The sequence below is a fragment of the Streptomyces sp. NBC_01788 genome (assembly GCF_035917575.1).
GTDB lineage: Bacteria > Actinomycetota > Actinomycetes > Streptomycetales > Streptomycetaceae > Streptomyces.
Genome location: NZ_CP109090.1, coordinates 3252729 through 3270067, shown reverse-complemented (window position 1 = coordinate 3270067; position 17339 = coordinate 3252729). Strand labels below are relative to the sequence as shown.

Genomic DNA, 17339 nt, shown 5'->3' with positions numbered 1-17339 from the left:
CGCCTGCCATTTCGGCGCCAGGTCTGCTTCACACAGTGCGTGACCCCAGGAAGACCTCGCGGCCAGCCGCACCGGATCGCTCACACTATCCGGCAGATTCAACATCGAGCGACGCTGGTGACAAATTCCACTTCCGCACAAGGGGGCAATCCGCCCATTTCCTTGGACAAAAGTTCGCCTTTGGCCGTGGCTTTACCGCCTGGCGCCTTCGAGTTGGCGGTGTTGTCGCGGAACGGCGTCGCGGGTCAGGGCGCCCGCCGTGGATCGCCGGAGGGCTCGACTCGCGTCGTGCGCAACCCCGGGGAATACGTAGCGTAGTCGTGCGACTGCGCAGATGATTTCTTTTCCGGCCCGGAATCCGAATCCGTCGCCACGGAATTAGTGCCGTTCGCCCCGAATCCGGCATTCCGCGGGATTCGGGGTGAGGGAGTGGTGCGGAGATCCGGGCGCGGGGCCCGGTCGCCTCATCTGGCCGTGGCTGTGACCCGTTCGGATTCGATGCGCTTGGCGAGGGCGTCCTCGGGCAGGCGGTCGAGGTTGCGGCACAGGACGACCGAGGCGCCGGCGGTGAGCGGCGCGTACAGGCCCGCGCTGAGGCCCTCCCAGGTGTCGTACTGCAGCGCCGACAGCAGGCGGGAGCCCGGCCCGGTCAGGTTCAGTTCCGGGGCGTCGCCGCGGGCCCGCTCCACGACCTCGGCCGCCGTGTACTCGGCCCCGGCCACGATCAGCGCCGGCTCCTCCGGGTCCACCGGTGCGAAGGGCGCGAACACATCGCCCTGCCCCGGCACCTCGACGGCGTAGTCCGCGAAGCCCTCCGGCGGCTGCGGGAAACGCCCGCCCAGCGGTCGCAGCGCCAGCGCCACCCGCTCCCCGGAGCAGGCGCGGGCCGCGTCCAGTGTGCCGGGACCGCTGACCACGACGTCGGCCGCGCGCGCGTTCCCGTCGACGTCGGCCACCGCGCCCACCGACGCGCACGCCAGCAGCCACACCGCCGTCTGCCAGTGCGCCGGCAGCAGCAGCGCGACCCGGTCGCCGGGGCCGGCGCCGAGGTCCCCCTGGAGGAGGTTCGCCGTCTTGGCCACCCAATTGGAGAAGGTGGCCACGGACAATTCGACACGTTCGCCCGTGGCGTCGTCGTAGAAGGTCACCAGCGGGCGTCCGGGATCCGCGGCGAGCGCGGAACGCAGCAGGTCGGCAGGGGTGCGTTCGGTGGCGTTCACCCACGCAAGCGTACGCGGCGCCGGTCCCGCGCACCGCGTGGCGGGCCAGGCGCGGGCCACCGGTTCGGCGCAACGGCAGCCGACGGTCCGTCAAGTCACCGATGGACAGGTTTGTCTGACCATGTCCAGGATCAGGGGCATGCGTCGATACGGATTCCTCGCCTCCTCCCTCGGTGTCGCGTGCGCGGCCGCCCTCGCCCTCGCGCCGAGCCTGACGGGCAGTCGGGCAAGCGCTCAGCCGACAGGGGCGGCCGGGTCGGCGGCCGTCACCGGCACCACCCGGTCACTGCCCCTCGCCCCGCTCACCCGTGACCCCGATCCCGGCGGCGCCGCCCTCGAACAGGGCCTGCGCCGCACGGACGTCCATCACTTCTCACTGGCCGGCGTCGTCTGGAACGACCCGGACGCCGAGCTGCACGGCACCGTCCGGATCCGCACCCGCTCCGCCGCCACCGGCGCCTGGTCCGGCTGGCAGGACCTCGACACGCGCAACGCCGACCACGGCGCCGACCCCGGCACGGCCGAGCGCACCTCCGGGCACGTGCACGGGGCCACCGCGCCGCTGTGGGTGGGTGACTGCGACGGCGTCGACGTACGCGTCCGCGCCGATGCCGGGAGCCGCGACCCGGCCGCCCGGCCGGTCCCGCTACCCGCGGGACTGCGCCTGGAACTCGTCGACCCCGGCACTCTGTCCCCGGCGCGGGGCCGGAGCGCCCAGGCCCCTGTGGGACCGCGGCCGGGTATCGTCACGCGCCGCGGCTGGGGCGCGGACGAGTCCCTGCGCGAGCCGGGCTTCGTCTACACCCAGAAGGTCAAGGTGGCGTTCGTGCACCACACCGCCTCCGGCAACAACTACACCTGTGCGCAGGCCCCGGCGGTGATCCGCGGCATCTACCGCTACCACGTCAGGAGCATGGGCTGGCGCGACGTCGGCTACAACTTCCTGGTCGACAAGTGCGGGACCATCTACGAGGGCAGGGCCGGCGGAGTGGCGAAGGCCGTGCTGGGCGCCCACACCATGGGGTTCAACAGCAACAGCGCGGGCATCGCCGTCATCGGCACCTACGACACCGCCAAGCCCTCCTCGGCCGCGGTGACAACCCTCGCTCGGCTGACCGCGTGGAAGCTCGGCCTGTACGGGATGAATCCGCTCGGAAAGACATATCTGACGTCCGGTGGTGGCAACCTCTACCAAAAAGGGAAGAGCGTACGCCTGAATGTGATCTCCGGCCACCGGGACGGCTTCGCCACCGACTGCCCGGGACAACAGCTCTACGGCAAGCTCGGCACCGTCCGCTCGACCGCGGCGCGCTACCAGGGCCGCTGAGGGCGGACCGAGGACGAACAGGAAGCGGAGACGACAGGTGACAGAAGCGATCCTCCTGGTCGGCGGCAAGGGAACACGGCTGCGCCCCCTCACGGTGCACACGCCGAAGCCGATGGTGCGGGCGGCGGGAGTGCCGTTCCTCACCCACCAGCTGGCGCGGGCGAGAGCGGCGGGCGTCGAGCACGTCGTGCTCGCCACCTCCTACCTGGCCGAGGTCTTCGAGCCGTACTTCGGCGACGGCTCCTCGCTCGGGCTCCACCTGGAGTACGTGACGGAGGAGGAGCCCCTGGGCACAGGCGGCGCCATCCGCAACGTCGCCCCCCTCCTGCGCTCGGGTCCCGACGAGCCGGTCCTGATCTTCAACGGCGACATCCTGACCGGACTGGACATCCGGGCGCTGGTGCGCACCCACGAGACGACGGGCGCGGACGTCTCCCTGCACCTCACCAAGGTGCCGGACCCCCGCGCCTACGGTCTGGTCCCCACCGACGGGACCGGCCGCGTCCTCGCCTTCCTGGAGAAGCCGCAGACCCCCGAGGAGATCGTCACCGACCAGATCAACGCGGGGGCGTACGTCTTCCGGCGCTCGGTCATCGACACGATCCCGCACGGCCGGCCGGTGTCGGTGGAGCGGGAGACGTTCCCCGAACTGCTCGCGGCGGGCGCCCACTTGCAGGGCATGGTCGACTCCACCTACTGGCTGGACCTGGGCACCCCGGCCGCCTTCGTACGCGGCTCCGCGGACCTGGTCCTCGGTCGCGCGCCCTCCCCGGCCGTGCCCGGCCGCTGCGGCGACCGTCTGATCCTGCCCACGGCCGTCGTCGCCCCCGGGGCCAAGCTGACCGGCGGCACGGTGGTGGGCGAGGGCGCGTTCGTCGCCGAGGGCGCGCGGGTGTTCGGCAGCACGATCCTGCCCGGTGCCGTCATCGAGTCCGGGGCCGTCGTCACCGACTCCCTCATCGGCAGCCGCGCCCGCGTCGGCACCCGCTCCGTCCTCAACGGCACGGTCGTCGGCGACGGCGCGGTGGTGGGCGCCGACAACGAGCTGAGGAACGGCGCGAGAGTGTGGTGCGACGCGACGATCCCGGCCGGATCCGTGAGGTTCTCCTCGGACCAGTAGCCCGGCCTCGCGCCGGCTGAGACGCGGGCGCCCGGCAAGGCCTTTGAGCCGCCCGGCTCGGAGGTGCCCGGCTCAGAGGCGCCCGATGTCGCCCTTCGGCATCCGCGGCGCCCGCCGGGGCGGCACCCGCCCGCTGATCAGGATCAGCCGGGCCGCCCGATGCCGCTGCCCGGCGTACGGCTCCAGCAGACGCAGCATCTCCGCGTCGTCCGCGTTCCGGTTCCCGGCCAGCGCCCAGCCCACGATTCCCGGCAGGTGCAGATCGCCGACCGTCACGGCGTCCGCCGCTCCATGACTGCGCTGCACGGTCTCCGCGGACGTCCACGGCCCGATGCCGGGCACCAGTTCCAGACGCTCCCGCGCCCGCTCCGGAGTCATCCGCGCCGCCTCCTCCAGCCGCGCGGCGACCCGCACCGCCCGCAGCACGGTCGACGCCCGCTTGTCGTCGACCCCGGCCCGGTGCCACTCCCACGACGGGATCAGCGCCCAGGTCCGCGGCGCCGGCATGACGTACATCCCTGCGGGGGCGGGTCCGGGCGCCGGCTCCCCGAACGTGCGCACCAGAGTCCGCCAGGCCGCGTACGCCTCGACCGTCGTCACCTTCTGCTCCAGGACGGAGGGGATCAGCGACTCCAGTACCAGCCCGGTCCGCGTCAGCCGCAGCCCCGGCCGGCGGTGGCGGGTCAGCGCGAGCAGCCGGTGCCGCGGTACGAACGCGGACGGGTCGTCGGTGGCCCCGAGCAGCTCGGGCAGCTGCTCCAGCAGCCATGCGGCCCCCGGCCCCCACGCCTCGCCGCGCGCCTTCCCGCCGTGGGCCAAGACGCGCAGCGTCCCGGGTCCGAGCGGTGTGCGGCCGGTGCGCCACACCGAACCGTCCGGCGTCGCCCGGAAGGTGGGGTCGCCCTGCCCCCGCCGCAGCGGCCCGAGCACGAGGCCCAGGTCCAGCGGCCCGTCCGGCGTCCAGGTGCGCACCCGCCCCGGCGCGGCGGCCTGCCGGGGCACGGCCGCGGGTACGCCGGCGTGCCCGCCGCGCACGGTCGGGCGCGGGGGCCGCGGAGCGAAACGTCCTGCCACGAGTGAGATCCAGGGTTGCCTTGGAGATGCCGTACGAGCCTATGCGGTCACCGGGAGACGACGAACGCCCCCGCGTCGCGCTCCGGCCGCGGCTTCGGCAGCTCCGCAGGATGCCCGACGGCGACCGCTCCCATCGGATCCCAGTCCTCGGGCAGCCCCAGCACCTCGCGCACCACGTCCCGGCAGAACATCGTCGAGGACACCCACGCCGAGCCGAGCCGCTCCCCGGCCAGCGCGACCAGGAAGTTCTGCACCCCGGCCCCGGCGGCGACCACGAACATCTCCCGCTCGGCGCCGTCCCGGCGCTCGTCGCCGTACTCGTGCGAGCCGTCCATGACGAGGCAGGGCACCACGAGGTACGGCGCGTTGCGCAGCACGTCCCCGCGCCGGATCCGCCGGGCGATCGACTCCTCGCTCTTCCCGTCCCGTCGCAGGTCCGCGATCCACGCCTCGCGCATCGCGTCGAGGAGCCGGGTACGCGACTGCGCGGACTCGAGCAGCACGAACCGCCACGGCGTGGTGTGGTGCGGCGCGGGCGCGGTCACCGCCGCGGTCACCGCCCGCCGTACCGCGCCGGGGTCGACGGGCTCGTCGGTGAAGGACCGCACGGTACGCCGCTGGGTCACCGCCTCCCGCACGGCCTCGGAGGTCCCCAGCCGGAACATGTCGTCGCGCGCGTCCCGCACCATGGCCCGCGCTCCTTCCCCGTCCTCCCCGTCCTCCTCCGCCACCACGTGCCGCAGCCCGCGCACCACGGCGACGGGCAGCCCGGTGGCCTTGCCCTTGACCAGGTCGCCCGCGGCGGCGAGTTCGTCGGCGGTGGCGACGACGGTGGCGCTCAGCGGGTTGCCGTGGGCGTCGGTGCCGCCGCGCAGATCGTCCAGCACGCGCACGCCCGCGGCGCCGATGGCGACGTCGGTCAGCCCCGCGCGCCAGGGCCGCCCGAAGGTGTCGGTGACGAGCACGCCGACGGTGACCCCGAGTGCGTCGCGCAGCCCGTCCCGGATGGCACGCGCGGACGCGTCCGGGTCCTCCGGGAGCAACAGGACGGTGCCTGAAGGGGTGTTGGACGCGTCGACTCCGGCGGCCGCCATGACGTGCCCCTGCCGGTTCTGCACGATCCGCAGCGGCCCGCGCCGGGCCACGACCCGTACGGTCTCGGCGTCGATGGCGGCCTCCCGGTCGGCCGCGTGGAGCAGCCGTCCTTCGGCCTTGGAGACGATCTTCGAGGTGACGAGCAGCACATCCCCGTCGGCCAGCCCGGGTTCCGCGCCGGCGATGAGCTTGGCCAGATCGTCGCCCTGCGCGACCTCGGGCAGCCCGGGCACCGCCCAGACCCGGAACTCCGGGGCGGCCGGTGACTGCTCCGTCGTGCCGCTCATGCCCCGCGCACCTCCTCGGCCAGCGTGAGTGCCTCGTCCGCCATCCGGGCGGTGGCGTCGACGTCGGTCATCATCAGCGGCACCGCCCGGCACCGGATGCCCGCGGCCTCGACCCGCTCGACGGAGGCCTCGTCGACCGTGTCGACCAGCCAGCCGTCCAGCAGACCCGAGCCGTAGTGCTCGGCCACCGCCGCGGCCGTGGACTCCACGCCCACCGCGGCGAGGACCTTGTCGGCCATGCCGCGCACCGGCGCGTCCCCGACGATGGGGGACAGGCCGACCACCGGTACCCCGGCGTCGGCGATGGCCTCCCGGATGCCGGGCACCGCGAGGATGGTGCCGATGGAGACGACGGGGTTGGACGGCGGGAAGAGGATCACGTCGGCCGCGGCGATCGCCTCCAGCACGCCGGGCGCCGGCTTGGCCTGCTCCGCGCCGACCGGCACCACCGCGTCGGCCGGCACCGAGGCCCGCAGTCGCACCCAGTACTCCTGGAAGTGGACGGCCCTGCGCTCGCCGGGCCCCGGGGTGGCCCCGCTGTCGGGCAGCGTGACCGCGACATGCGTCTCCACCCGGTCGTCGGTCATCGGGATCAGCCGCACCCCCGGCTTCCACCGCTCGCACAGCGCCTCGGTCACCGCGCTGAGCGGGTACCCGGCGCCGATCATCTGAGTGCGCACGATGTGCGTGGCGAAGTCGCGGTCGCCGAGGCCGAACCAGTCCGGTCCGACGCCGTACGCCGCGAGCTCCTCCTTGAGATGGAAGGTCTCCTCGGCCCGGCCCCAGCCCTGCTCCTCGTCGATGCCGCCGCCGAGCGTGTACATCACCGTGTCCAGGTCCGGGCAGATCTTCAGCCCGAAGAGGTGGATGTCGTCACCGGTGTTGCCGATGACCGTGACGTCCGCGTCCGGCACGGCCCGCTTCAGACCGCGCAGGAACCGGGCACCACCGATGCCGCCTGCCAGAACCACAATCCGCATGGAAACAGTGTGTCAGCCGCCGGGCCGACGCGTGGCGGCCTGTGGACAAGGGACAGGTCCGCGGTCTGTGGACGAGGAAGCCGACGCGCGGCGGCCCGTGGACCAGGGGCATGCCCCCGCGCGGGCGGCTCAGGCGCTGGTCGCGCCCGCCGGGTCGGGGAAGGCACCCGCGCACCGGGCGGCGGAGTGGGCCGCCCCGGTCGAGGACCGGGGGTGCATGGGCATCTCGGTCAGACCGGGGAAGTACACGTGCAGGCTGACCGCCGGCTCCAGCGTGTCGTTGACGACCTCGTGCACGTAGCCGGGCGCGAACACCCTCCCCCACTCTCGGCTTCGCTCGAGCGGGGGGACCCCCACCGCCCCCGCGCCCAACGTGCGGGTGGCCCGCGCGGTGCGCTCGGTCAGCTCGCCCTCCAGGACCGTGAGCACGCCGGAGGAGGGACCGTGGTCGTGCGGTCCGCTGCCCTGTCCGGGCACCCAGGACAGCAGCCACACCTCGTAGCCCGGGCCGGTGCGCAGCCGGTGGTACCAGCGGGTCGTCGCGTCGTAGCGGACGAGGTGCGCCCACTGGGCGCGGTCGGCGGCGATGGAGCGGGCCAGTCCGACGAACTCGGCCACGGTCGAGGGGTGTTCGCGGGGGGACTGGAGCAGGTGCGGGACTTCGAGGATGTCGCCGGCGATCTGGAGGTCGCTGTCGCTGTTCATGAGGGTGGGGTGGTTCCTCGGTGAAAGAAGGTCAGAGGGAACGGGGGCCCGGCCGCGAAGGGCCGGACGACGGCTGGAGCACGCGTGCGCGCGTGGGGCTCAACAGCCGCAACAGCGACAGCTGTGGCGAACGTGGGCAGCACCGCGGGACCCGGCGGTGCGGGTCGTGGTGAGTACCGAGTTCGCGAGCATGCCCTCAAGGACAGCGGCTCACACCTTCACTGTCAACCTGACGCCCGGAATGTGGGACATGTTTCACCTCATCCGGTTCATCTCACAGGTGAAAGGTTTGCTCGTGGGGCCACCGGGACACATGGCGTCCATGCCGGGCGCGCAAGCCCCGTTACGATCCCGTGATCAGACCGTGATCCGGGTCGCTTCGGTGCATGTGCCGGAACGAGATCGAAGTCCGGGTCGTCCTTCCCTGTGCGGGCTCCGCGCGGGGTGCGAGACCCTCGGGGCCTCGGCGGCGTGTCAGGGTTTATCCCGATTTGAACACTTTCCGCATGGCCTTGGTTCCGCAGAGTGAATAAGGGGCTCAATAGCAGATCTCGGCTTGACTCGCCCGGAGCAGCACACTTGTAATTTCACTCGTGTCGTTCAGCCGGACAGATAACGGCTGCATCACGGGGACGCGAAAGACAGACGAGGGGCGCACATGACCGAGCTGGTGCAGCAACTGCTGGTCGACGACGCGGACGAGGAGCTCGGCTGGCAGGAGCGCGCGCTGTGCGCCCAGACCGACCCCGAGTCCTTCTTCCCCGAGAAGGGCGGCTCGACCCGCGAGGCCAAGAAGGTCTGCCTCGCCTGCGAGGTCCGCTCCGAGTGCCTCGAGTACGCCCTCGCCAACGACGAGCGCTTCGGCATCTGGGGAGGCCTGTCCGAGCGGGAGCGCCGCCGGCTGAAGAAGGCCGCCGTCTGACCGCCGGACCACCGCAGGCTCCGCTCGCTTCCCCCGAAAAACGTCACGAACGGCCCGTCGCAGGTGGGTTATCCACAGGCGGCGGGCCGCCCTGTTGGCCAGCCGATAGTGTGGTCGCTCGTCCGACACGCCCCCCTGCACCCAGCGGGCGCGGGCGTCCACCGCAGACCACCGAACCGGGGCCCGTATCTCGATGTCCGTGCACAGCCATACGGCAGCCCACTACGACGGCGCTGCCCCAGCGCCCGACCTGGCGCGCGCGACGGTGTCCGACCAGACCGGCACACCGGAGTACCCGCGCCACGTCGTCACCGCCGTGCTCGTCTCCCACGACGGCGCCCGCTGGCTGCCCGACGCGCTCGCCGGCCTGCTCGGCCAGGAGCGCCCCGTCCAGTACGCCGTGGCCGCCGACACCGGCAGCGGGGACGAGTCCGCCCAGGTGGTCACCGACGCCCTCGGCCCCGACCGCGTCGTGCACCTCGCCAGGCGCACCGGCTTCGGACAGGCCGTCGAGGAGGCCCTCCACGGCGCCCCGGTCCTCACCCCGGACGACCTGCCTTACCTCAAGCGCCCCAGCAGCTGGGACCCCGTCACGCGCACCTGGCGCGACGACGCCTACGACCTGCCCGAACTGCCCCACGGGGAGCCGGTGCAGTGGCTGTGGCTGCTGCACGACGACTGCGCACCCGAACCCGACGCCCTGGCCGAGCTGCTGCGCGTCGTGGACAACGAGTACGAACTCGGTCGCGACGACGTGGCCGTCGTCGGCCCCAAGCTGCGCGGCTGGTACGACCGCAGGCAGCTCCTCGAAGTGGGCGTCAGCATCGCCAACTCCGGCCGCCGTTGGACCGGACTCGACCGGCGCGAGCAGGACCAGGGACAGCACGACCACGTACGGCCCGTGCTGTCGGTGTCCACCGCCGGAATGCTGATCCGGCGTGACATCTTCGAGGAACTGGGCGGGTTCGACCGCCGGATCCCCCTGATGCGCGACGACGTCGACCTGTGCTGGCGTGCCATCTCCGCCGGCCACCGTGTCCTGGTCGCCCCCGAAGCCGTCGTACGGCACGCCGAGGCGGCCTCCCGGGAGCGACGCACCGTCGACTGCGCCGGCCGCACCGCCGCCTCCCCGCACAAGGTCGACAAGGCCGGCGCCGTCTACACCCTGCTCGTCAACGTCCGTACGGCGGCACTGCCCTGGGTCCTGCTGCGGCTCGTCCTTGGCACCTTGCTGCGGACCGTCGCCTACCTCGTCGGCAAGGTCCCGGGACAGGCGGTGGACGAGATCCGCGGCCTGATGAGCGTCCTGTTCCGGCCCGAGCGGATCATCGCGGGCCGCGGCAGACGCGGCAGGCCGCAGATCGACAAGGGCGAGCTGCGGGCGCTGCTCCCGCCGCCGGGTGCCACCATCCGCGCCACGGTGGAACAGGTGGCCGGCAACTTCGTGGGCGGCTCCGACGCCGAGGCGTCCGCGGCCGGCCGGCACGGTAGCGCGATCGAGTCGGGGCCCGGCGGCGACGACGCCGACTTCCTCGAGGTCGAGCAGTTCGCCCGCCTCAAGCGCATCGCCCGCAAACCCGGCCCGGTGCTCTTCCTGGTGCTGCTGCTCGCCTCCCTGGCCGCCTGCCGCGGCCTGCTCGGCGGCGGCGCGCTCGCGGGCGGGGCCCTGATGCCCGCACCCGCCGACTCCGCCGAACTGTGGTCGCGCTACCTCGACTCCTGGCACCCGGTGGGCGCGGGCGGCACCCCGTCCGCGCCGCCGTACCTGGCGATGGTCGCGATGCTCGCCTCCCTGCTGCTCGGCTCGAGCGGACTCGCGGTCACCGTCCTGCTGGTCGGATCGGTCCCACTGGCCGGGTTCACGGCGTACTTCGCCTCCCGCCCGCTGGTCCCCTCCCGTCTGCTGCGCGCCTGGGCCGCCGTCGCCTACGCCTTCCTGCCCGCCACCACCGGCGCGCTGGCCGGCGGCCGCATCGGCACCGCCGTGCTGGCCGTGCTGCTGCCGCTGATCGCCCGAGCGGGCGTCGCGGCCGGCGGCCTCGCCAAAGCCCCCGGCGCCCGCGGCAGTTGGCGCGCCACCTGGGCGTACGCCCTGCTGCTGACCATCACCACCGCGTTCACGCCGATCGTGTGGCCCATCGCGCTGCTGCTCGGCCTCGGCGTGCTGGTCGTCCGCCGCGACGACATCGTGGCCCACGGGCTGCGCTTCCTGGCCCAGTTGGGCACCCCGCTGCTGGTCCTCGCGCCCTGGTCGCTGTCGCTGCTGCCGTTCGGCTTCTTCCACGAGGCCGGCCTGGAGTACGGCGCCTCGGCAGCCTCCGCGCTCGACCTGCTCGGCGCCGGTCCCGGCGGCCCCGGCACCATGCACGGGCTGATGCTCATCGGCATCGTCCTGGCCGCGCTGGCCGCCCTGCTGCGCTCCGAGCGCCAGTTCGCGATCTGGACGGCCTGGGCGGTCGCCCTGGTGGCGCTCGTCTTCGCCGTGCTGTCCAACGGCTCCACCTGGGCCGGCCCGGCCACCCTCGTCTACGGCCTCGCCCTCCTCGCCGCCGCCGTGATCGGCGCCGACGGGGCACGCGCCCGCGTGGCCGAGCAGAGCTTCGGCTGGCGCCAGCCGGTCGCCGCGCTCATCGCCTTCGCCTCGGCCGCCGGACCCCTGCTCGTCGCCGCCGGCTGGATGATCGGCGGCGCCGACGGCCCGGTGGAGCGGCGCGACCCCGTGCAGGTGCCCGCGTTCGTCGCCGAGGAGAGCGCCACCCGCGACCAGGCCCGCACCCTGGTCCTCGACAGCGACTCGCCCGCACACGTCGGCTACATGCTCGTACGCGGTTCCGGCGCCCGCATGGGCGACGCCGAACTCGCCGCGGTGAACGGCGCGAACCAGCAGCTGGACAAGGTCGTCGCCAACCTGGTCGCCGGCTCCGGCGCCGACCAGGCCGGCCAGCTCGGCGGCTACGCCGTGCGCTACGTCCTGGTCCACAAGGGCGCGCCCCGCGACGTCAGCCGTGTCCTGGACGCCACGCCCGGCCTCACCCGGCTCAGCCAGCAGGACGGCAGCGCCCTGTGGCGGGTGAACCGGGAGGTCTCGCGCGCCGCCGTCGTGTCCGCCTCGGGCTCGGGCACCGCCGAACCCGTCGCCGCGGGACCCGTCGAGATCCACACCACCATCCCGTCCGGGGCCGAGGGCCGCGTGCTGCGCCTGGCCGACTCCGCCGACGCGGGCTGGACGGCCACCCTGGACGGCAAGCCGCTCACTCGCACCACCGTCGACGGCTGGGCCCAGGGCTTCCAGCTGCCCGCCTCCGGCGGCAAGCTGGACGTCACCTTCGAGGACCCGTTCGCCCACACCGCCTGGCTGTGGGCCCAGGGTGCCCTCGCCGTCGTCCTCGTCGTGCTCGCCCTGCCCGGCAGGCGCCGTGACGTCGACGACGACCTGCCCGAGGAGGAGCTCGTTCCCGCCGAGGCCGTCGCCGGAGAGGGCCGCCGGGCCCGAAGGCTCCGGGCCCAGGCCGAGGCCGAGGAGGCCGGACAGGACGAGGCCGGTCACGAGGGGTTCGGTCCGGAGGAGCCCGGGCAGCAGGAGCCCGGAAAGGCGGAGTTCGCGCCGGAACCGGGCACCGTGCCGCCTGCCGCCCCGGACGAGGCACCCGCCGCCGTCCCGCACCAGCAGGCCTACGACGAGTGGGACACCACCGCCTACGCGGGAGCCACGGCCGAGTACGGCGCCTACGGCGACAACCAGTACCAGGACGACGGCCAGTACCAGGGCGCCCAGCCCCAGCAGTACCCGGCGGGCGGCTACGACCAGGCGTACCAGGCCGACCCGTACCCGGGCACCCAGTACGACCCGTACGGCTACGACGGCCGGACGCCGGCGGCGCCGTACGACCAGACGACGTATCACCAGGGATACGAGGAGCCGTACGACCCGGCTCAGCATCACCCGCACGGCAACGGCAATGAGCGCCCCGACGGGAGCCAGCAGTGAACCGCACGACCCTGTCCCTGATCGCCGGCGTGACCGCGCTCGCCGCCGTCACCGGATTCGCCGCGCTGGAGACGCCGGAGGCCACGGGCGCCGGCACCGCCACGGCGGCCGCGCAACTGCCGGTCGAGCGCACCACCCTGGTGTGCCCGGCGCCGAGCACCTCGGACATAGCCGACACCACGTACGCGTCCTTCACCCCCGTGACCACGGGCACCGGCAGCACGGGCAAGGCCCAGTTGCTGCCCGCCGCCGAGGCGTCGGACACGGGCGCCGGGAAGGGCACGGCCAAGGGCGGGACCAAGGACGGCGGAAAGAACAAGACCGCCAAGTCCGTCCTGGAGCCCAAGGAGCCCGGCACCCCCGTCACCGCCGACATCTCGGGCGGGGACGGGACCGCGCTGATCGGCACGGCCGAGGGCAAGTTCGCACCCGGCTGGACGGTGCAGCAGACCACCGAGGTCACCGTGGGCGCCGGCCGCGGCCTCCTGGGCGTGACCTGCACCCCGCCGGACACACAGTTCTGGTTCCCCGGCGCCAGCACGGCCGCCGGCAGGTCCGACTACATCCACCTCACCAACCCGGACGACTCCCCGGCCGTCGTCGACATCCAGCTCTACGGCACGGAGGGCGTCGTGAAGTCGCCCGCCGGCGAGGGCATCACCGTTCCGGCGCACTCCAGCGAGCCGGTCCTGCTCTCCACGCTCGCCGATTCCCCGCAGCAGGACCTCACCGTGCACGTGAGCGTGCGCAGCGGCCGGGTCGGGGCGGCGGTGCAGTCCCTCGACAACAGTCTGGGCGGGGACTGGCTGGCGGCCTCGGCCGACCCGGCGGGCAGCCTGGTGCTCCCGGGCATCCCCAAGGACGCCACGGACGTAAGGCTGGTCGCCTTCACGCCCGCCGACTCCGACGCCGACCTGACGGTGCGCCTCGCCTCCCCGTCCGGGCTGATCACGCCCGCGGGGCACGAGACGGTCCACCTCAAGGGCGGGACGACGACCGTCGTCGAGCTCGGTGAGGTCACGCGCGAGGAGGCGGGCTCGCTGGTGCTGACCCCGACCTCGCGGTCGGTGCCCGTGGTCGCGGCGCTGCGGATCCTGCGGGGCAAGGGCGACCGGCAGGAGACGGCGTTCATCCCGGCGACCGGCCCGGTCGTGACCCGGGCGACCTCGCCGGACAACAGCGCCAAGGGCTCGACGCTGTCGCTGACGGCTCCCACCGCCACCGCGGAGGTCAAGGTCACCGCGTCGGCGGGCAGCGGCGGCGGCACGGCCGTGTCGAAGACCTACACGATCAAGGAGGGGACGACCCAGGACATCGTCCCGCCGGTGCCGTCCGGTCTGAAGGGGACGTACGCGGTCACGGTGGAGCGGGTCTCCGGCGGCCCGGTCTACGGGGCGCGCACCCTCACGGCGTCGCGGGAGGGCAGCTCCGGCTTCACGATCCAGACGCTGCCGGACGACCGGGGGATGGTGGCGGTGCCGCACGCGGAGCAGGACCTGTCGGTGCTGCAGAAGTGAGCCGGGCGGCCCCCGGCGGGCAGGGGCGCTCCTCGTCGCGGCGGGGCGGTCAGTCCTCGCCGTACCGGGGGTCGACCGTCTCCGGGGTCAGCCCCAGCAGCTCGGCCACCTGTTCGACCACGACCTCGTGCACCAGGGCGGCCCGCTCGTCGCGGCCCTTGGTGCGGATCTCCACCGGCCGCCGGTAGACCACCACGCGCGCGCGTCGGCCCTCGCGCGACGCGACCGTACCCCCGAGCGGCACCACCTCGTCGCTCCACGCCTGCCCCGGCCCGTCCAGCCGCGGCACCTCCACCACGAAGAAGTCGATGTCGGCCAGTTGCGGCCAGCGCCGCTCCAGCCGGTCCACGGAGTCCTGCACCAGATCCGCGAACGCCTCGGCACGGCTCGCGGCGAGGGGCACCTGCGGCGGGGCGATCGGGCCGCGCATGCCCCGGCCGTGGCGATCACGTCGTCGGGGCCCGGGGCCGGCGGCACGGGGCGGTACACGGTTGTCCATCACTGCTGAAGGGTAGTCCCCGGCGTCCCCGCGCGCCCGGCTCCACGCGTCATCCCGGACATCGCGCGCCATCCCGGACACCGCGCCCGACGCCGCGTCACGGCCTGCGTGACAGTGAGCATTTCAGCCAAGCTGGGGCTCGATTCCATATCTCTACGGGACCGTCAATATCAAGGTAATTGACTGATTTTGTACCCGGTCGTGACCGGATGTGACTTGCCCGAGGTCCCGTCAGGCAGCGTTCGCGCAGGTCAGGGAAGTGTGACAGAAGGCGCTTCCGGGACGTTTCATGCCGCGACACGGTGGAGTGGCCTGGTGGAGAGTCGTCGCGGCCCGCTCAAGAGTGCGGTACCGTCCAACGTCGTGAGCCTTGTACGTCGCTGTTCGCGCACCGCTTGCGGCCGTCCCGCCGTAGCGACGCTGACGTACGTCTACGCCGACTCGACCGCTGTCCTCGGCCCGCTCGCGACCTACGCCGAACCCCACTGCTACGACCTGTGCGCCGAACACTCCGAGCGCCTCACCGCCCCGCGCGGCTGGGAGGTCGTCCGGCTCCTCGACGGCTCGGCTCCCGCGCGGCCCAGTGGCGACGATCTGGAAGCGCTTGCCAACGCCGTGCGCGAGGCCGCCAGGCCCCAGGAACGGGCGGCCGAGGCCGGTGGCGGAGCGCGTACCGCGGACCCGATGGAGGTCGCTCGCCGCGGCCACCTGCGCGTGCTGCGCTCGCCCGACAACTGACCGCGTCCGGCCGCGCACTCCTTCCGTCACCCGTGCCCCGCGCCTTCGCTGCCTCGTGTTCGCGCACCGACGGTAGTTTGTGGTGACCGATAGGACCTCAGAAGGGCTTGCCGTGGCTGCTGATCTGTCGCAGATCGTGAAGGCGTACGACGTACGCGGGGTGGTCCCGGATCAGTGGGACGAGTCGCTGGCCGAGCTCTTCGGTGCGGCCTTCGCCCAGGTGACCGGCGCCGAGGCCCTCGTGACCGGCCACGACATGAGGCCCTCCTCGCCCGGCCTGGCCCGCGCCTTCGCCCGCGGCGCGGCCCGTCACGGCGCCGACGTCACCGGGATCGGACTGTGCTCCACGGACCAGCTCTACTACGCCTCCGGCGCCCTGGACCTGCCCGGCGCGATGTTCACGGCCTCGCACAACCCGGCCGAGTACAACGGCATCAAGATGTGCCGCGCGGGCGCGGCCCCCGTCGGCCAGGACTCCGGACTGGCGGACATCCGCGAACTGGTCGAGCGGTGGCTCGCCTCGGGCGCCCCGGAGCCGGCCGCCCGGCAGGGGACGATCAGCCGGCGTGACACGCTGCACGACTACGCCGCCTACCTGCGCTCCCTCGTGGACCTGGACTCCCTGCGCCACCTGAAGGTCGTCGTCGACGCGGGCAACGGCATGGGCGGCCACACCGTCCCGACCGTCTTCGACGGCCTGCCCGTCGACCTCGTCCCGATGTACTTCGAACTGGACGGCACCTTCCCCAACCACGAGGCCAACCCCCTCGACCCGGCCAACCTCGTCGACCTCCAGAAGCGGGTCCGCGCGGAGGGCGCCGACCTCGGCATCGCCTTCGACGGCGACGCCGACCGCTGCTTCGTGATCGACGAGCGCGGCGAGCCGGTCTCCCCGTCCGCGATCACCGCACTGGTCGCCGCCCGCGAACTGGGGAAGAACGGCGGCAAGGGCGTGATCATCCACAACCTCATCACCTCCTGGTCGGTCCCGGAGGTGGTCGAGGAGAACGGCGGCACGCCCGCCCGCACCCGCGTGGGCCACTCCTTCATCAAGGCCGAAATGGCGAGGACCGGCGCGATCTTCGGCGGCGAGCACTCCGCGCACTACTACTTCAAGGACTTCTGGAACGCCGACACCGGCATGCTCGCCGCCCTGCACGTCCTCGCGGCCCTCGGCGGCCAGGACGGCCCGCTGTCCGCCCTCGTCGCCCAGTACGACCGCTATGCCGGTTCCGGCGAGATCAACTCCACGGTCGACGACCAGGCCGCCCGCCTCACAGCGATCAGGTCGGCCTACGAAGGCCGCGCGGACGTCACCCTCGACGAACTCGACGGTCTCACGGTCAGCGCCGCCGACTGGTGGTTCAACGTCCGCCCGTCCAACACCGAACCGCTCCTGCGGCTGAACGCCGAGGCCCGCGACGAGCCGACGATGGCCAAGGTGCGCGACGAGGCCCTCGCGATCATCCGGGGCTGAGAGACCGTTCACCCCGGTGGAGGCGGGCCGCGGCATGCGGGCCCCGGCCCGCCCCCGCCATGCCGCCGCCACCGGCGGTACGCTGACCAGGCACGTCCGTACGACCGCACCGACGCGTCCATCCCGCCGCCCGAAGGGAAACCCCATGCCGCTCGAAGCCGGCCTCCTGGAGATCCTCGCCTGCCCGGCCTGCCACGCCCCCCTCAAGGAGCAGGAAGCCGAGCTGGTCTGCACCGGGCAGGACTGCGGTCTGGCGTACCCCGTCCGCGACGGCATCCCCGTCCTGCTGGTCGACGAGGCCCGCCGCCCGGCGTGACACCGGCTCGTCCGGAGGAGGCCCACCGCCTCGTCCGGACGACTTCCGCTGCCCGCACGAAGACGACCAGGCGC

General features: G+C 73.3%; 14 protein-coding genes. 8 read left to right on the top strand and 6 right to left on the bottom strand.

Going from position 1 to position 17339, the window contains the following annotated elements; translation table 11 throughout:
- Nucleotides 1-464: 464 nt before the first annotated feature.
- Nucleotides 465-1220, bottom strand: coding sequence for a TIGR03089 family protein (locus OIE49_RS14875; RefSeq protein ID WP_100570991.1), 756 nt, complete (start codon nucleotides 1218-1220; stop codon nucleotides 465-467).
- Nucleotides 1221-1359: 139 nt separating this feature from the next.
- Between OIE49_RS14875 and OIE49_RS14870 the strand changes: the two genes are divergently transcribed.
- Both OIE49_RS14870 and OIE49_RS14865 read left to right on the top strand, forming a co-directional pair.
- Nucleotides 1360-2547, top strand: coding sequence for a peptidoglycan recognition protein family protein (locus OIE49_RS14870; protein WP_326802735.1), 1188 nt, complete (start codon nucleotides 1360-1362; stop codon nucleotides 2545-2547).
- 37 nt (nucleotides 2548-2584) lie between these two features.
- Nucleotides 2585-3667, top strand: coding sequence for a nucleotidyltransferase family protein (locus OIE49_RS14865; protein ID WP_100570989.1), 1083 nt, complete (start codon nucleotides 2585-2587; stop codon nucleotides 3665-3667).
- Nucleotides 3668-3739: 72 nt separating this feature from the next.
- On the opposite strand, the gene OIE49_RS14860 is transcribed toward OIE49_RS14865, so the two are convergent.
- The 4 genes from OIE49_RS14860 to OIE49_RS14845 form a co-directional block, all read right to left on the bottom strand.
- Complete coding sequence (locus tag OIE49_RS14860; RefSeq protein WP_326802734.1) at nucleotides 3740-4741, bottom strand: DNA-3-methyladenine glycosylase family protein; 1002 nt, start codon at nucleotides 4739-4741, stop codon at nucleotides 3740-3742.
- A gap of 47 nt (nucleotides 4742-4788) precedes the next feature.
- Entirely contained in the window at nucleotides 4789-6123 is a 1335-nt protein-coding gene (locus OIE49_RS14855) for a coenzyme F420-0:L-glutamate ligase (protein WP_326802733.1), read from the bottom strand.
- Nucleotides 6120-7103, bottom strand: coding sequence for a 2-phospho-L-lactate transferase (cofD, locus tag OIE49_RS14850; protein WP_326802732.1), 984 nt, complete (start codon nucleotides 7101-7103; stop codon nucleotides 6120-6122). Before cofD ends, OIE49_RS14855 begins: the two co-directional genes overlap by 4 nt.
- 129 nt (nucleotides 7104-7232) lie before the next feature.
- Nucleotides 7233-7808: a cysteine dioxygenase gene (locus OIE49_RS14845; protein ID WP_326802731.1), complete on the bottom strand. Its 576-nt coding sequence runs from the start codon at nucleotides 7806-7808 to the stop codon at nucleotides 7233-7235.
- Between the two features lie 658 nt (nucleotides 7809-8466).
- Between OIE49_RS14845 and OIE49_RS14840 the strand changes: the two genes are divergently transcribed.
- From OIE49_RS14840 to OIE49_RS14830, 3 genes are all read left to right on the top strand, one after another.
- A complete protein-coding gene (locus OIE49_RS14840; protein ID WP_003975777.1) occupies nucleotides 8467-8730 on the top strand; it encodes a WhiB family transcriptional regulator in 264 nt (87 codons plus the stop codon).
- A gap of 193 nt (nucleotides 8731-8923) precedes the next feature.
- The gene (locus OIE49_RS14835; protein WP_326802730.1) at nucleotides 8924-12718 is read left to right on the top strand and encodes a glycosyltransferase; all 3795 of its coding nucleotides are present in this window, start codon (nucleotides 8924-8926) and stop codon (nucleotides 12716-12718) included.
- Nucleotides 12715-14235, top strand: coding sequence for a DUF5719 family protein (locus tag OIE49_RS14830; protein WP_326802729.1), 1521 nt, complete (start codon nucleotides 12715-12717; stop codon nucleotides 14233-14235). Before OIE49_RS14835 ends, OIE49_RS14830 begins: the two co-directional genes overlap by 4 nt.
- Nucleotides 14236-14284: 49 nt before the next feature.
- Here OIE49_RS14830 and OIE49_RS14825 read toward each other — a convergent pair whose 3' ends face one another.
- Nucleotides 14285-14734, bottom strand: coding sequence for a metallopeptidase family protein (locus OIE49_RS14825; RefSeq protein WP_100570982.1), 450 nt, complete (start codon nucleotides 14732-14734; stop codon nucleotides 14285-14287).
- A 315-nt stretch (nucleotides 14735-15049) separates the two neighbouring features.
- On the opposite strand from OIE49_RS14825, the gene OIE49_RS14820 reads away from it, so the two are divergent.
- From OIE49_RS14820 to OIE49_RS14810, 3 genes are all read left to right on the top strand, one after another.
- Complete coding sequence (locus tag OIE49_RS14820) at nucleotides 15050-15472, top strand: DUF3499 domain-containing protein (protein ID WP_100570981.1); 423 nt, start codon at nucleotides 15050-15052, stop codon at nucleotides 15470-15472.
- Between the two features lie 112 nt (nucleotides 15473-15584).
- Nucleotides 15585-16949 carry a phosphomannomutase/phosphoglucomutase gene (locus OIE49_RS14815; RefSeq protein ID WP_100570980.1) on the top strand — a complete coding sequence of 455 codons (1365 nt, stop codon included), beginning with the start codon at nucleotides 15585-15587 and terminating at the stop codon, nucleotides 16947-16949.
- Between the two features lie 145 nt (nucleotides 16950-17094).
- On the top strand, nucleotides 17095-17265 hold the full coding sequence (locus OIE49_RS14810) for a Trm112 family protein (protein WP_100570979.1): 171 nt from the start codon (nucleotides 17095-17097) through the stop codon (nucleotides 17263-17265).
- Nucleotides 17266-17339 lie beyond the last annotated feature (74 nt).

Excerpts from the sequence above, each read along its gene's own strand:
- OIE49_RS14870 (WP_326802735.1), top strand. The coding sequence starts at position 1,360 with ATGCGTCGATACGGATTCCTCGCCTCCTCCCTCGGTGTCGCGTGCGCG.
- OIE49_RS14855 (WP_326802733.1), bottom strand. The coding sequence starts at position 6,123 with ATGAGCGGCACGACGGAGCAGTCACCGGCCGCCCCGGAGTTCCGGGTC.
- cofD (WP_326802732.1), bottom strand. The coding sequence starts at position 7,103 with ATGCGGATTGTGGTTCTGGCAGGCGGCATCGGTGGTGCCCGGTTCCTG.
- OIE49_RS14845 (WP_326802731.1), bottom strand. The coding sequence starts at position 7,808 with ATGAACAGCGACAGCGACCTCCAGATCGCCGGCGACATCCTCGAAGTC.
- OIE49_RS14840 (WP_003975777.1), top strand. The coding sequence starts at position 8,467 with ATGACCGAGCTGGTGCAGCAACTGCTGGTCGACGACGCGGACGAGGAG.
- OIE49_RS14835 (WP_326802730.1), top strand. The coding sequence starts at position 8,924 with ATGTCCGTGCACAGCCATACGGCAGCCCACTACGACGGCGCTGCCCCA.
- OIE49_RS14825 (WP_100570982.1), bottom strand. The coding sequence starts at position 14,734 with ATGGACAACCGTGTACCGCCCCGTGCCGCCGGCCCCGGGCCCCGACGA.
- OIE49_RS14810 (WP_100570979.1), top strand. The coding sequence starts at position 17,095 with ATGCCGCTCGAAGCCGGCCTCCTGGAGATCCTCGCCTGCCCGGCCTGC.